Here is a 13,985-nt window from a genome sequence, read left to right as displayed (position 1 = left end):
CTGTAAGCCTCGCCCTGCGGGGCTTTGATAGCAACACCATTTCGGCGTTATTCAACTTCAGCAGGCCTCGGCATGCCCTCAGTTGAATGCCTTGAACTGTCGCTGCTATCAAAGCCAGAGCTGTGCGACGACTTGTTCGCACCTTCCTTAGTATTTTTAATTGTAGAATAACTACTTATCTAAAAATCCTGCTTTGTTATCAAGTGTTTTTCCTGCGCTATTTCTGATCATATGTTTACTGTTATTGGTATTAAAACGTCCGATAACGGTGTTATCATTTTTGATTGTAGAATAAATGCTTATCAAAAAATTCTGCCTTGTTTTCGAACGTTTTTCCCGTGCTATTTCTGATCACTTACTTACCGTGATTGGTATTAATGGGGGGAGCAGAAATTTACAAAGTGTTTATCGGCCACTTTGCCAATCTTTACCATGACCAGCAGGGCGATACTCATGGCGATAAAAATGGTGGCTAACATAGGCCAATGAATAGTGCCTGACAGTGCCACGACCACAGTGCTCATCATGATAATGACGCTCCATAGGATCAATAGTCTCATCGTTTCCCCTTTCGTGTGCTGGTAAATTGATTTAGCGACACTATACCTGTGGCTAGCTGAACCAAGATTGAACGTGGGGCTGGTTGGTGATAAGCCATGAGATGATGGGCAATATTGGGTATCATAGTGAGGTCAACAAATCGGCGCATCAGCAAATCGGCGGGCAGTCTGTGCTAATACGAAATCAGTATCGACGTGAGGGACCGGACTATCGCTGCGGCGAGCAGGTGAGCTTTCATGACATCAAGGAGGTGTTTGGCCTCAACCATATTCGCCTGGGCAGCTGGGTCGAGGAGGGAGAGAAGCATAAGGCGGCTAACCTTATCTTCGATGCCTTTGCCGATCTCGCCTTCATGTTGCAGTTACCGCCCAAGGCCATGGGGCTGAGACAGACGCTGAACCTGGCCTTTGGTACAGGCGGACAGATGGGCGTGCAGGCCCATTATATGCCTGCCCAGCGGGAATTAGCCCTGGCAAAAAATGCCGGTGCGGGCGCCCTGGCACACGAGTTCTGGCATGCCTTCGACCACTATATCGCCACCAAGGCCTTCGACATCCCAAAGACGGGCATCGCCTTCGCCAGTCACTGTTGGCTGGCCGACCACACGCCCATAGTTCATCCCCTGAATGATCGCCTGATGCAGCTGTTTGCTAGTGTCTTATTAACTGATGATGGCCGGGACAGTCACGAGTATGTGCGCCGCGCCGTGGCGCTGGATAGGCAGCAGGGGCGTCAGTATTTCTCCAAGCCTACCGAGATGATGGCCAGGGCCTTCGAGGCTTGTATCGAGGTGCATCCCGAGATCCAAAATCCTTACCTGGTCAACGAGACCCTGGATTCGTCGCTAGCGCAGGCGGGCGGTTATCCGACTCATGAACACCGCCAGGCGATCTATCGACAATTACTGGCCTATTTCGGCCCCTTGGGAGATGCCTTGGGGCGCGAGGATAGCCTTAATCTACCCAGTGCAGTACGTCACGTATGATGGACCATCTGGGCTGAGTTTCGCTGGCGCCTTGGCCCAGCATCCAGTAGTTGTACAGTCGCTGCTGGTGACCATCTACCTTGCGTAGCTTCTGCCAGTTGTTGACATAGTTGAGTAGGGACTGGTTATCCTGGGCGACGGCGTAGGCGATGGGGTATTTGGCCTTATATTCCAGTGGTGCTATGCCGTAGCCGGGGAAGAAGAGGGTCCAGGCGGAGCCCGCCTCGGCGCTGATCACCACGGCATCGTACTTATCTCCCTTCTGGCGAAAGAAATCTTTATAGCCCTCAATCTTGACAAACTCGAGGTTGGGGTAAAACGCCTTGGCATCTGCGATGATGTCGCTATGTTCCACATAGGCGATAGTCACATTCTCCATCGCCTTGATCGATTCATTGCGCTTGAAGCCGCTGACCTTATGGTCTTTGGTGGCGATGGCCAGGTTAAGCAGCAGTACCGGCTCCACATAGCTGAGCTTGTCCATCTGCTCGATATCCATGGCAAGGCCGGACATGGCGATATCGAAGAAACCGGCATCGAGGGAGGCCGCCAACTTGTCTTTCTCGAAGGGGATAAACTCAACCTTCACACCGAGATCGTCCGCCAGACGGTTAGCCATGGCGCTGTCGAAGCCCACCAATTGGCCGGCGTTGTTGTAGTAGCTAAAAGGCACGTTGCTGGGTATATAGCCGACCCTGAGCAGGCCGCGGGCACGGATGGCGTTGACGTCGGCAATGGGTTGCTTGGCTGTCTGGCCTAACACAGGATATTGTTTATTCACCTTAGTCGGCACCTTGTCGGCCACCTGCATGTTGGCGATCACCCCGCTGGTGATCTCAGGGCTGTGAATAAAGAGTTCCATGCCGACGCGGCAGACGATGAGGGTCAGCATCACACTGGTGCCCACGCCTATGGCCATCTTTAACAGCTGTGGCGGCCTGAGTCTCAGGCGTTTCTCAAACAGCGCCACCGTCAGCAGCGTCAGGGCAAATAGGTTCATCACCGCCGTGATGGAGTTAAACTTGCCCGTGATAAAGCCCGACATCACAAATAGCTGAAACAGATCCTGTGGCAGATGCACCAGATCCAGCATGAAGGGGATAGCGACATAGACGCTGCCAAACAGCGATAAAACGCCGCTGATGGAGAGCGAAGGCAGGTCGCCTAGCTCTATCGGCGTGCCGTTAAACCAGCCGGCAAAGAGCACGAAGAGGATCACAGTCAACTTGCCTATGTTGGGGAAGGTGAAGGCGATGGGCACTAAGATCTCGACCAGGGTCTCGGCATCGTCGCTCAGGCTCTGATGCTCGCGCATGATCTGCTTACACTCCTCGACGATGACAGGAATGACGATGAAGATGTTGCCGGTGGCAAAGGCGGTGACCAGGCTTGCCTTACTTATCCTCAGCGCCTGGGCGAAGGTGACCGGAGTCAGCGAGGCCACAATCCAGGGCAGTACCCAGAAGGTCAGCAGCAGGCAGAGCACGAAATAGCTGATGAGATAAACCTGCATGCTGGCAAACTCATCGACCCCCATGGTACCCGCCGCCGAGGCAGACATGGCGAAGATCCCTATGGGCAGCACCTTAACCAGTGCCTGGGTGATCTTGGAGAAGATCTCGCCGCAGGTATGCATAAAGTTGATGATCAGCTGTTTGTTATCGCCCTCCATGCCGATCAGTGCCAGCCCCATGGCGATGGCAAAGATCACCATGGCGGGGACATAGCCTTCGGCCATCGACTGGAAGGGATTGGAGGGAATATAGAGCTTGAAATAGTCTATGGCTGCGGCCGGTTCTATGGAGCTGGTGCTGAAGAAGGAGGCCGTCTCGACGAAGGGAAAGGAGAGCGGCATCAGGGCGATCAGCAAGAGGCCTATCCCCCAGAGTAGTAGCATGATGGCGCCAGCGCGGCTGAAGATCAGGCTGGCGGTGGCGCGTTTGAGCTTGCCTATGCCCCCCACTAATGACACCAGAATGTAGGGCAATACCGTCATCTGCATCAAGAGGATCACGCTGGTGCCTATGCTGCTCATCCAGCCGACGGATTCACCAAAGAAGAGGCCCACCGCAAAACCCACAAACATGGCGACGAGCATCTGAGTCGAGCTGGTCATAGCGAGCAGTTTCTTTAGCACGAGAGTCATTCCCTTTGTTGTCGATGCTCGAGTTTCCGTGGGCTTTCGGTGACAGGCATCTTACAGTTTATACCTGATTATAAAAGCGGGTAGCTTTAGGCAAAAGGCTTTCATCTCAACCTGTTGCGTAGCAGCACAATTTATTTCAGCACAGTTTTACAGTGCGGGTTCTAGCGGTCAGATTCAGGCTAAGGCTTGTATTGCTCCATCATTGCTCTCCCTCGCTAGAGGGAGAGCAGAGAGTGGGAAGCCTGAGGAATAGTACGCTTGGCCTCTGGGTCAAAGATACAGATGCGATCCCGCCCGGTTTCCTTCGACTGATACATGGCGCTGTCGGCGTCGTTGATCAACCGCTCCAGCTTATAGCCCGACATATTCGTGTCTGTTATCCCAAAGCTGGCCGTAACCTCAAACTCATGACCCGTCTCTGTGCAATCTATGGCGGCAATCGCCGTGCGGCAGGCCTCGGCCAGTTTAATTGCCGTCTGCAGCGTGCAGCCCGGCAGGGCAATACAAAACTCCTCGCCGCCTATCCGGGCGAAGATATCGTTCTTACGCCCCTGAGCCTGGCAGGCCTTGGCGACTCGCTTGAGTACCCAGTCACCCACGGCATGACCAAATCTGTCGTTGATCTGTTTGAAATTATCTAGGTCGAACAAGATATAGCTTAAATCGGAGGCATTGCTCTCGCAGTAGGTCAGTGCGCTCTGGGCGACCTGGGTAAAGTGACCGCGATTAAACACATGAGTCAGGGCATCGTATTCGGCCAGCTGCTTGAGTCGTTTCTGAATTGTCCACGACTTGTAGGCCCAGAAGCCCAGCAAGGTGATGATGGCGATCAGTAGCGAGATAAATAGCCGGTTGTTTTCCGCCTGGGTCTTGGCCAGCTGCTGCTCGGTGAGTAGCAGGTTGTTCTGTCTGTCCAGCAGGGCGATACGGCTCTTCTGTTCCGCCGCCTGATGCTCGGCGAGCTGAAAGGCCAGATGCTTGGTCTTGATATCGTCGAGATAAGCCTTGTCGGCCTGGGCGTATTTGACGTGATAATCCAGTGCCGACTTGAAGTCATTGCGAGATTTAGTGATTTGGTACAGTATGTAGTAAGTGTTAATTAAGGGTTTAGAGTTACCTGTTTGGCTTGCTAAAGATAAAGTTTTTAATGCAAATTCTTCTGCTTTTATAGGCTTGTTTTCATTAAAATAGGCCTCCGAAAGCAAGGAGTAAAATTGAGATAAAATAGGTACATATTTAGTTTCTTCTATAATTCTCAGTTTACTTTCTAATAATTCTATTGCAAGTTTTGATTGGTTACTTTCTAGGTATAAGGGAGCCACATAGGTATAAATGGCACCTTCCATCATAAGTTCTTTTCCTTGATGGCATACCTTTTTTGCATCATCGATTCTTCGATCATTTGCTTCTAGACGCTTTAATTTTAAACTAGCTTCTAGAAATAAATTATGCGCTAAGCATAAGGTTCTTGAATTATTACTCGTGGCCAAAATACGCTCCGCATACTGTAATCCCAATTCAAATTGTTCGATTTGATTGTAGAAAACTGCTGCAACAGCATAGGCTCTTTCCCTTAACTCTATATTTTCAACTTCTTTGACTGAATTGAGAAGCTGACTTAGGGTTTGCAAACCTTCATTCCAATTTTTTGAAATGGCATAAATATTGACTTCGGATAGCCTTGCTTTAAACGATAAAGAAGGGGAGATTTTTGAATCAATTATTAGCGTGTATATAGAGATGGCTTCATCAAATCGGCCTGCGTATGAAAGTTTATATGCTGTTAGATAGTCAAAATAGCCTTTTTGCTCTCTATTAAATGTGGACTTTCGGGCATCCAGTCTTTCCATGAACTCATTAAATCTTTCTGGATTGCTGGTTCTCGCCTCTTCTGCGCTTTGCAATAATGTATCTATGTTTGATTGTGTGCTTTCTAGCTCTGCATTGGCGTTAGGTATGCAGTTCAAACATAAGAACACCAAAAGCCAATATATGGTTTTTGGTGTTCTTGTTATTAATTTCGTCATTTTCAATTTATTAGCCATGTACAACGGCTTTGATTTCAACATTTTCCTCTTTTGGCTCTTCTTCATTTGTTGGTTCTTCATCTTCTGCTGGAACCATTAAGCAAACCACATCGGGACAAACATCTAACTCTCGCTTTAGACTAATATTGTCACGATTAAGTAGTAACGTTTTCAACGTTGTGCTGAGTGTTGATTCTGTAATTGCTTTGTCAAAATTAGCTTCTGTTTGTAGCGCTGCATCCTGACCCATGCGTTCCAGTAGTTGAATAATGTTCGACATTGCTCTTCCTTAATTTGTTGTTGATTTGTTTTCGGGTATTAGGCTGTCATCGACCTGGTGAGCCGTTTCGAGTTTAGCGAGTTTATCCAGGATTGTTGGGTTTGGTCGCATCTTTTCGCTCGGCGGGATCACTAAGGTGGTGTGCATAAAAATTTCGGCATCGGCCAAATCACGCAGCGGCAGCATTTGTTTGCGAACCTTATCTATGGGCAGCACGGCAGCCTCGTAGAGGATCACCTGATGATCTAAGGGGTAAGTCTCTGCCAGCAGATCTATCAGCACCTGGCGATGGGCCTTGCCCGTGGCGAATCTGGCCATGCTCTTGTCGCCGGCCAGGCCTATTTGCCAGAGGATTAGGTAGCAGGAGGGGTCGAAGCGGCGCTGATAAAACATAAACTGACTGGCTTCAAATTGCTGACAGCCAAATTGGCCGGGATCTATACCAAGGTCGGCGATAAGACAATCCTCGGCGGAGATGCCCGGTACCATGACCGCCTCGAAGCCTTCTGCGCGCGCCAGCTCCAGGGATCTATGGGGGGCTTGGGCGAATACGCCGGGGTGACCATAGAAGGCGCCGACGACTTTCTTGCCCTGTCTGACCTCTGTTAGCATGGCATCGACCATCTCACGATAGGTGATATGGCGTGACTTGCCCTCGCCATAGTAGACCTGTAGCGAGCGGACATCGCCGTGCATCTCTTTTAGCCAGAGTTCTACTATGCCGTTGGAGACTCCGGAGAAAACGACATCGGCTTGTTCAATATAGCTGCGTGCCAGCGGGCAGATATGGGCCCCTAAGGTCATCCCTATGCCGACACAAGCCAGGCTTCCCGCCATGAAGTTAGATCCTGATGTGATGTATGCTAATTAAGGGGTAAAGCTAACAGTAATTTGGCTGATTTTAAACTGTTAATTACCTTGTGTGTCTGGTTTTTATTAAGATTTTTCGACGAAATTCAAAAAGTATTCTAATTGGTTCTCGCTGGTTATATCTTTAACCTCTTGGAGCGGAGAGTTGGATGTGCGTTGCTTAAACCCAAGCTTTTTCACAATTCTTTTTGTGGCGAGGTTTTTTGTAGAAAAACTTGCTTTAATTTCTTTGATATTCAGTGATTTCTTACTGTGTTCTATCAGTGCTGTGACCGCTTCGTCGGCAAGCAGCTTACCTTGAGCCTTGGGGAGCATCATAATGCCAATCTCTGCAGAATTCGGCGTGGCTTTGTTCCAATTTAGTCCGATAACCCCCATTGTTACGCCGGAAGTCTTATTCGCTATTATCCAGAGCATGTAGCTAGGTGGTATGTTTGGGTGTTGCAATGCCATTGTCATCGCCTTAAGTGAAGTTTCAAATGCCCTATCTGCTTGGGTTTGGGAGAAAGGCTGACTGATGTGGCGCATTACCCGCTCATTACAATAGAGGTGGCGGTACAACTCTCTGTCCGTCTCAGCGATAGGCCTCATAGTCAGGCGCTCGCTGCAAAAAACATGATTTGGCAAGTCTTGGGTGAGTCTCGAAGGGAGCTGATGGTTACTTGGCAAGCTGAGCCTCCGACATCACTAGCGGTTTCTGCTCGGCGAAGCGAATGACTCCTTTTTCATCGACCGAGCGATCAAATATCACATAGTAGCCGCTCATCAGCGGCAGGCCGAGGATAGATTGATCCGGCCAGTTAGGCAGCTGTGACAGCAGTTTGAAGCAGGCCTTACCCTTGGTCGGCGTATTAATCTGCCAGTAGTGCTGGGGCGTGACAGTGATGGCGATGGGCTCGCAACCGGGCGGGCAGTCTGGGTCATCACAACTTGGCGTTGCCTCGTGCTCGTTTCTCGGACCGGCGAAATAGAAGGTGAGATCCGGCCAGCTATCGAGTTGCAGCTCGTCCATGGGGATGCCAGTCTGCTGATAGGCGATATCGCTAAAGGGGGCTATCTGTTGGATGAAGCTGGGATTAATGGCTTCAAGCGCCTGGCTGAGCGCGCCAAACAGGTGGCGTGTGAGCACTATGGCCGATGCGCCAGTGTCGATAATGGCGTTGCTCTGTCCCTTTAGGGTGTCACAGATATGTACCCCATGGGTGTGCAGGTGCTGGCCGTCGGGGCAGAGTTCGCTATGGTCAGGCTGAGCGTCATCAGAAGTGGGCGCTTGCTCCGCCAGCGACTGCGTCAGCAGGCTGGGGATCATCTCATTGTCGCCGATACACATTCCCACCAGATTGACGTTGTAATACTTGTTCTCGATCACCGCTATGGTCTTAAACTCGCCCCGATAGAGTTCGGTATGTTCTTCCCCGCCGCCTAAGATTAACCAGCCTTGGTTGAGGGGATCCTGGCCGAGGAAGGCAAAGTCGTTGGCGCTATTGGGGACGAGTACCTCCTGGCTCGCCACATGTATGCTGGAGCGGCGGGCGAAGAAGGCAAATTTATTTGGCGTCAGGCCATGACTGGTCAAGTTGCTAAAGTAGGGGGGGAGATCATTGCTGGGTTGGGTACGCAAGAAGCGCTTAAACTGACGTAGGTCTTCGCTGTTGAAGCTCTGCTCGGTCGCCTGATGCCATTGGGTGTCTGATGTCGCTGAGTTGCTGCCTGTCTGCACCATAGATAAGTTCCGGTTGGCCTCGGTGAGTATGGGGCGATAGTGCTGGGTGCACAGGTGGATCTCCTCGTCGAACGGCCAGGGATGGGTGAGCGCCGGGGCTATGCCATAGTGATGAAAATAGTCTTTGAGATCATAGACCTTGTTGAGGCCATCATAGGCAAGCCCAAGTATACCGTCGGCATCGGCAAAGCTGGTCTCCTGGGCCAGGGATGACACTACGGCCACCGGGCATTGGTCCAGCACTATGGGGTGATGGGCGTGGGGGACGTGATCGTCATGAAGGTCGAAATCTATGGCGTCTTCGCGAATGCCCACTCGGGTGTAGACTACTGGGCCGTCCCAGCCGCCAATGCCGTAGAGCACCTCCTGGGCGAAGCTGGTGGGGGTTAGGGCACTATCTTGCTCCTCTATATAGTCGCTGCCAGACACCACCAGAGTGCTGCTCCCCGTATCTAAGATCAGATTTAGCGGGTGTTTCTCGGCGCCGATGCACAGCTGAGCGCTGTAACCACCTTTGGCATAGACATTGACTAGCGGGACTTTGAGGGTGCGGGACGTGGGCGTCGTTGAACTCATCGATGACCTTTGGGGCTAAGGGAATTCATATTCTTATTAACCTGAACTCTGGATAAGAAAGGCTATCATTCTTTGATTTGCATAATAGCAATATTATCCCATGACTCAGTGCGGCCATTTTAGATGCAAAACGAGGCAAAATCATAAGACAATAGCTGGTCTATTGCGTTGATTTTAACGACGTTAGGCGCTAAAAGAGCCGTGCTGAGAGACTTTGATTATCCGGAGTTGAGGTTTATTGTGTAAGCCATTGTTTTACCCCATCTATCTATAGGGGTCAATCTGCTGCGCGTCGAGGAGAGTTGCAGGCGTTTGCTCTGGTGTTGCTTAGGGGCGGCGTTAGCTATGGGGCTTGAGTCTATGATGGCTAAGGAGTAAGTGCAGCTCGGAAGGGGAAGCAATTCGGGGGGAAGAGCTGCTAGAAATAAGTGCAGGTCGGAAGCAAATGCCCAGTAACAGAATCAGTAACAGAAAAAGAGCGACGCGGCCCCTTTTCACTTTCGCATTGTCCAGCAGGCGTTAGCCAGCGGTCACCCGAACTCTTTCGATCTCCGCCTTAGGGGCAGACATCATGAAGTCCAGCTGTACCTTGGCATTGGTGACGCCTGTTTTTGATGATTCATATCGCCATTGGGACAGGGCCTTCATCGCCTCGTCATCAAACATCTTACCCGGGTAAGACTTGATGATGGTGACGTTGCTGACTTTGCCTTGCTTGTCGATATCAAATTGCAGCTGGACATAGCCCTCGATGCGTTTCTCTGCGGCCTCGGCGGGATAAGCTGGCTCGACGCGCATGATAGGGCTTGGTGCCTTGGCTTCGTCGTGGTGCTTGTCGCCTGCAACCGCACTTTGGTTAATTAAGGCACCAGACAAGCCCAATGTGAGTGCCAGGCCTAAAATGGCCAGAGGGCGCTTAGAGTGTGTTTTCTTCAATTGCATGATCCGCTCCTTGAGGATGGTCTTGTTTCCATAGTGAGTGTGTAGCATGCCTAGGTGGGCCTGCTGGGAGTAAGCCAATAGCGTTTGGCTATAGGCAATTCTTTGTTGTTTATCCATATGCCTGGTGACCTCGGCATCGCAGGCGATCTCCTGATCGTCACGAAAACGACGATAGGCCAGCCAGCAGACAGGGTTAAACCAGAACAGGGAGACTAGTAGATAGTCCAGCAGGTTGGCTGCAATGTCGTGACGTGCCAGATGCTTAAGCTCATGGTCGAGTACCGAGGCCTGCTGAGATTGAGTGAGTTGTTTAAAATCCATAGGAACCAAGATCACTGGCTTGAGTAGACCGGCCAGCATGGCCGAGTCTATCTGTGGGTGACACTTGATGCCCACAGAGGCTTTAGGCGTCGACTCTGCTAGCTGCATGAAGGAGAGCAGGGCCTTGGGCAGCTCGAGCCCTTGGGCTTGCGCGACAACTTGCCTGAGCCGAATGGCCTGATAGAGGAGTATGCCCAAGAGTGTCAGGCTGCCCAGCAGCCAGAGGTAGCCTAGGGTCATATTCAGCGTGGCGTAATGGCTCTGGGATAGGAACTCGCTGGCCTGCACCCTAAAGTGCTGCAACTGGTACAGCGACTGATTGGTTTGTCTTGCTGGGATGAACTGACCTATTACAGTGCCCGCCAGTAGTAAGGGCACGGCAACCCAGAGGGTGTAGGTGTTGTGGGCGCCTAACCTGGCAAGCAGCGGTTTGTGTAGCAGCAAGATGGCGGCGCACAACAGGGTCAGCGGCAGCATCACACTGATGATTAGGCTCATCATGAGGATTGCTCCTCTTCCCAGTCATCGATTAAGGCCTTAAGTTCGGCGATATCTTCGGGGCTCAGCTGTTTCTGCTTGGCGAAACCCGCTACCAGAGGGGCGACCTTACCGGCGAATACCCGCTCGACGAAAGATTGGCTCTCCTTGAGTTGATACTCGCTCTGATCGATCAAGGGATAGTAAAGATAGGCTCGGCCCTCCTTCTCATAACCCAGGGCCTGCTTCTTCACCAGACGGTTGAGCAGGGTCTTTACGGTTTTTTCGTGCATCCCCTGGCTACTGGCTAGGGCCTCCACCACGTCGCTGGCGCCTAAGGGGGCGCTTTGCCAGAGTATGTTGAGTACCGACAGCTCGGCGTTGCTGATTTCTTTCATGATTCAACCGTCTCCAATCGATTACAAATGTAATTTTTAAATTAAGATTACACTTGTAATCAAAAGCGTCAAGCATTATTTCAGTCTTAAATTTCGTAAATCAACCCATCGGTTGGCGCGACTTTGTAGTAACATCTGTTCGATATCACTCCCGTTTAGTGATTTACACTGGGATTAGCCGCCGCTTGCGACAGGTTTGTTGGCTATCTTTGTCGGCTATTTGGGTGTCGCAGCATTGAGGATGAGGTAGATAAAATGGATTTTTCACCACAGGTATTAACTCAGGCTTTGGCGAGAGGGCTGGTGCTGGCCTTGCTCCTCCAACCCCTTAGCGTGAGCGCCACCCAAGTGGCACAGATGTCGTCACAGGTTCAGGTACAAGCCAGCCAGCTGACCATTTTCAAGCAAAATCTTGGACTGTATTTCCCCGCTAACTGGCGACTAGCCTATAGCGAGCAGCACGGCGATATGTTTTCGGCCGAGTTTGTCCCCGCCAAGGAGATGCTGGCCCACTGGTCGTCGCTCTATTGTGTGCAGGGATTTAAAGGCATGGCTGCCAGTATCGACCCAGAGGCCTTTCTCGACGGTTTCGCCGAGCAGTACCGTAATACCTGCGAAGGGGAGATGCATTATCAGAAACTGGGCGCCAGCGAGCTAGGTGGCAAGGCAAGCTATAGCGCCATGCTAACCTGCGACAAGATGCCCCATACTCATAGGGGTGAGCAGGGCATAGATAAGCCGGTAGGCGAGATAGGCCACTACACGGTTATCGCCGGTGAGGAAGATCTGTTTCTGCTGCATCAATCGGCGCGGGGAGAGGCCTTGTTATCAACCACTTCGCTTAAGATAGCACCACCCATCGAGCGCATCGCCGACATGGCGAGCCTGCGTTAGTCTCGCTCGTTAGATGCTGGTTGATCTATTAGCCTCACGGCACAAGGGGGCGATTTTTTTAGATGCAAGTGGATCGTCTGTGAGCGAAGCGAGATTGTCATTAAATTTCAATTATATTTTTGAAACTATTGATATATTATGAAGCTTATCCAATAGGGGGCTCAGGAATGGCCCCCTCTTTATTGGAGCTTTTCGGTTAATTTACGTAAACAAAGGGAACTATAATGGAATATTTTATTGGTGCGTTGAAGAAGTTTGCTGATTTCACCGGCCGCGCGCGTCGCAAAGAATTTTGGATGTATACCCTTTCTACATCATCTTCTACGCCGTAACGGCCGCTATCGATGTCGCAACCGGTCTGTATATGTTGAGCACCATCTTTGCGCTGGTGATGTTTATCCCAACTATCTCCATGTCAGCCAGACGCCTGCATGACACTGGCCGTTCAGGCTGGTGGCAGTTGATTGGCCTGATCCCGCTGATCGGCGCCATCGTGTTGCTTATCTTCTATGTGCAGGACAGTGTAGAAGGCAACGAATATGGCGACAATCCTAAGGCATTAGCCGAGGCCTGATATCGTTAGCGATATGATGACGCAATAATGTGATGAAGGAGGCTTAGGCCTCCTTCATTGTTTTGAGGGCGCTAAGCTGTCTTTAGGGTGTGGACCTGCTCCCTTGGCGAAGATTCTGATGAGGCCGAGCCTGGGAATATTAGACATTTATACGTGTAGACGTCTATAATGCCCGCGTTCTGTCACTAGGCCTGGAGAGTCGTCTCCTCAACGCTGCACATAAGCCACGGCTTGCCATGAGACAGATCATGACCAAATTCATACCAATCACAGTAAGTAAGCGATCAGAAATAGCGTCGGAAAAACGTTTTAGAACAAGTTAGAATTTTTAGATAAGTAGTTATTCTACAATCGAAAAATCTAACGCAGTTATCGAACGTTTTAACAAGCTAGGGAAGGTGCGAACAAGTCGTCGCACAGCTCTGGCTTTGATAGCAGCGACAGTTCAAGGCATTCAACTGAGGGCATGCCGAGGCCTGCTGAAGTTGAATAACGCCGAAATGGTGTTGCTATCAAAGCCCCGCAGGGCGAGGCTTACAGCGGTATTTGCTGCGTTACAGTTCTTGCGAAGGACTAGGGCCATTCGCTGCAAACTGTGCCTAGCATCTATCCACTTTAAGCACACGCAGAGCAAGCACCGCACAGCTCTGGCTTTGATAGCAGCGACAGTTCAAGGCATTCAACTGAGGGCATGCCGAGGCCTGCTGAAGTTGAATAACGCCGAAATGGTGTTGCTATCAAAGCCCCGCAGGGCGAGGCTTACAGCGGTATTTGCTGCGTTACAGTTCTTGCGAAGGACTAGGGCCATTCGCTGCAAACTGTGCCTAGCATCTATCCACTTTAAGCACACGCAGAGCAAGCACGGGACTTATTCGCACCTTCCCTAGGATGATCGACTATTTACTACGATTGGTATTAGTCAACCTTATGTGGTGCCTGTGGCGCGAGATGACACGGGATAATCGGGAAGCCAGTGAGAGTCTGGCACTGCCCCCGCAACGGTGATAGGTGAGAGCTGGGTGCGCCATGCCTTTAACATCATGGCGTTAAAAAAATCTATGCTCGTCGTTTAAACGCATTGTTTGAACTTAGCCTCAGTCCGGAGACCGGCCCTTAAGGTGATTTTGAGATTTCGGCGGGCAGATCTCAAAATGCGACCCTGGCGGTTTGATGGACTGCGCCCAGTCGTGACGACTTGCCCTGTTTCCCTT

At 50.9% G+C, this 13,985-nt stretch carries 11 protein-coding genes, 1 pseudogene and 1 riboswitch; of the genes and pseudogenes, 3 read left to right on the top strand and 9 right to left on the bottom strand.

The annotated features are described in order from the left end of the window. Positions 1-374: 374 nt before the first annotated feature. The gene (locus L1D47_RS04300; protein ID WP_220043187.1) at positions 375-560 is read right to left on the bottom strand and encodes a hypothetical protein; all 186 of its coding nucleotides are present in this window, start codon (positions 558-560) and stop codon (positions 375-377) included. Positions 561-730: 170 nt separating this feature from the next. Here L1D47_RS04300 and L1D47_RS04295 point away from each other — a divergent pair, with 170 nt between their 5' ends. Continuing rightward, positions 731-1,546, top strand: a complete 816-nt coding sequence (locus L1D47_RS04295; protein ID WP_239882708.1) for a CLCA_X family protein — start codon at positions 731-733, stop codon at positions 1,544-1,546. On the opposite strand, the gene L1D47_RS04290 is transcribed toward L1D47_RS04295, so the two are convergent. The 8 genes from L1D47_RS04290 to L1D47_RS04255 all read right to left on the bottom strand — a co-directional run bounded on the left by L1D47_RS04290 (position 1,515) and on the right by L1D47_RS04255 (position 11,306). Further along, positions 1,515-3,692: a cation:dicarboxylase symporter family transporter gene (locus L1D47_RS04290; protein ID WP_239882704.1), complete on the bottom strand. Its 2,178-nt coding sequence runs from the start codon at positions 3,690-3,692 to the stop codon at positions 1,515-1,517. The genes L1D47_RS04295 and L1D47_RS04290 overlap by 32 nt on opposite strands. Before the next feature lie 215 nt (positions 3,693-3,907). Further along, a complete protein-coding gene (locus L1D47_RS04285) occupies positions 3,908-4,897 on the bottom strand; it encodes a GGDEF domain-containing protein (protein WP_239882703.1) in 990 nt (329 codons plus the stop codon). Positions 4,898-5,729: 832 nt separating this feature from the next. Then, entirely contained in the window at positions 5,730-5,999 is a 270-nt protein-coding gene (locus L1D47_RS04280) for a hypothetical protein (protein WP_239882702.1), read from the bottom strand. Positions 6,000-6,008: 9 nt separating this feature from the next. Beyond that, entirely contained in the window at positions 6,009-6,836 is an 828-nt protein-coding gene (locus L1D47_RS04275; RefSeq protein WP_239882701.1) for an SAM-dependent methyltransferase, read from the bottom strand. A gap of 99 nt (positions 6,837-6,935) precedes the next feature. Further along, positions 6,936-7,460: a GNAT family N-acetyltransferase gene (locus L1D47_RS04270; protein ID WP_239882707.1), complete on the bottom strand. Its 525-nt coding sequence runs from the start codon at positions 7,458-7,460 to the stop codon at positions 6,936-6,938. Positions 7,461-7,527: 67 nt separating this feature from the next. Beyond that, positions 7,528-9,168: a pepsin-like aspartyl protease gene (locus L1D47_RS04265; RefSeq protein WP_239882700.1), complete on the bottom strand. Its 1,641-nt coding sequence runs from the start codon at positions 9,166-9,168 to the stop codon at positions 7,528-7,530. Positions 9,169-9,687: 519 nt separating this feature from the next. Beyond that, complete coding sequence (locus L1D47_RS04260; RefSeq protein ID WP_239882699.1) at positions 9,688-10,932, bottom strand: TonB family protein; 1,245 nt, start codon at positions 10,930-10,932, stop codon at positions 9,688-9,690. Further along, complete coding sequence (locus L1D47_RS04255) at positions 10,929-11,306, bottom strand: BlaI/MecI/CopY family transcriptional regulator (protein ID WP_041508688.1); 378 nt, start codon at positions 11,304-11,306, stop codon at positions 10,929-10,931. The genes L1D47_RS04260 and L1D47_RS04255 overlap by 4 nt, the downstream gene beginning before the upstream one ends. Positions 11,307-11,561: 255 nt before the next feature. On the opposite strand from L1D47_RS04255, the gene L1D47_RS04250 reads away from it, so the two are divergent. Both L1D47_RS04250 and L1D47_RS04245 read left to right on the top strand, forming a co-directional pair. Next, positions 11,562-12,200 (top strand): hypothetical protein, encoded by a 639-nt coding sequence (locus L1D47_RS04250; RefSeq protein ID WP_239882698.1) that lies wholly within the window; start codon positions 11,562-11,564, stop codon positions 12,198-12,200. A 224-nt stretch (positions 12,201-12,424) separates the two neighbouring features. After that, positions 12,425-12,774, top strand: a pseudogene (locus L1D47_RS04245) (DUF805 domain-containing protein). A gap of 913 nt (positions 12,775-13,687) precedes the next feature. Continuing rightward, positions 13,688-13,904: riboswitch (cobalamin riboswitch) on the top strand. The last annotated feature ends 81 nt before the right edge of the window (positions 13,905-13,985 follow it).

This window comes from Shewanella sp. Isolate7 (assembly GCF_022398425.1).
GTDB lineage: Bacteria > Pseudomonadota > Gammaproteobacteria > Enterobacterales > Shewanellaceae > Shewanella.
Note: the sequence above shows the minus strand (reverse complement) of the source record. Positions and strands in the feature narration are given on the sequence as shown.

What these genes read in the sequence shown, in the direction of transcription:
- L1D47_RS04270 (WP_239882707.1), bottom strand. Translation starts at nt 7,460, where the DNA reads ATGAGGCCTATCGCTGAGACGGACAGAGAGTTGTACCGCCACCTCTAT.
- L1D47_RS04290 (WP_239882704.1), bottom strand. Translation starts at nt 3,692, where the DNA reads ATGACTCTCGTGCTAAAGAAACTGCTCGCTATGACCAGCTCGACTCAG.
- L1D47_RS04250 (WP_239882698.1), top strand. Translation starts at nt 11,562, where the DNA reads ATGGATTTTTCACCACAGGTATTAACTCAGGCTTTGGCGAGAGGGCTG.
- L1D47_RS04275 (WP_239882701.1), bottom strand. Translation starts at nt 6,836, where the DNA reads ATGGCGGGAAGCCTGGCTTGTGTCGGCATAGGGATGACCTTAGGGGCC.
- L1D47_RS04260 (WP_239882699.1), bottom strand. Translation starts at nt 10,932, where the DNA reads ATGATGAGCCTAATCATCAGTGTGATGCTGCCGCTGACCCTGTTGTGC.
- L1D47_RS04255 (WP_041508688.1), bottom strand. Translation starts at nt 11,306, where the DNA reads ATGAAAGAAATCAGCAACGCCGAGCTGTCGGTACTCAACATACTCTGG.
- L1D47_RS04265 (WP_239882700.1), bottom strand. Translation starts at nt 9,168, where the DNA reads ATGAGTTCAACGACGCCCACGTCCCGCACCCTCAAAGTCCCGCTAGTC.
- L1D47_RS04280 (WP_239882702.1), bottom strand. Translation starts at nt 5,999, where the DNA reads ATGTCGAACATTATTCAACTACTGGAACGCATGGGTCAGGATGCAGCG.
- L1D47_RS04300 (WP_220043187.1), bottom strand. Translation starts at nt 560, where the DNA reads ATGAGACTATTGATCCTATGGAGCGTCATTATCATGATGAGCACTGTG.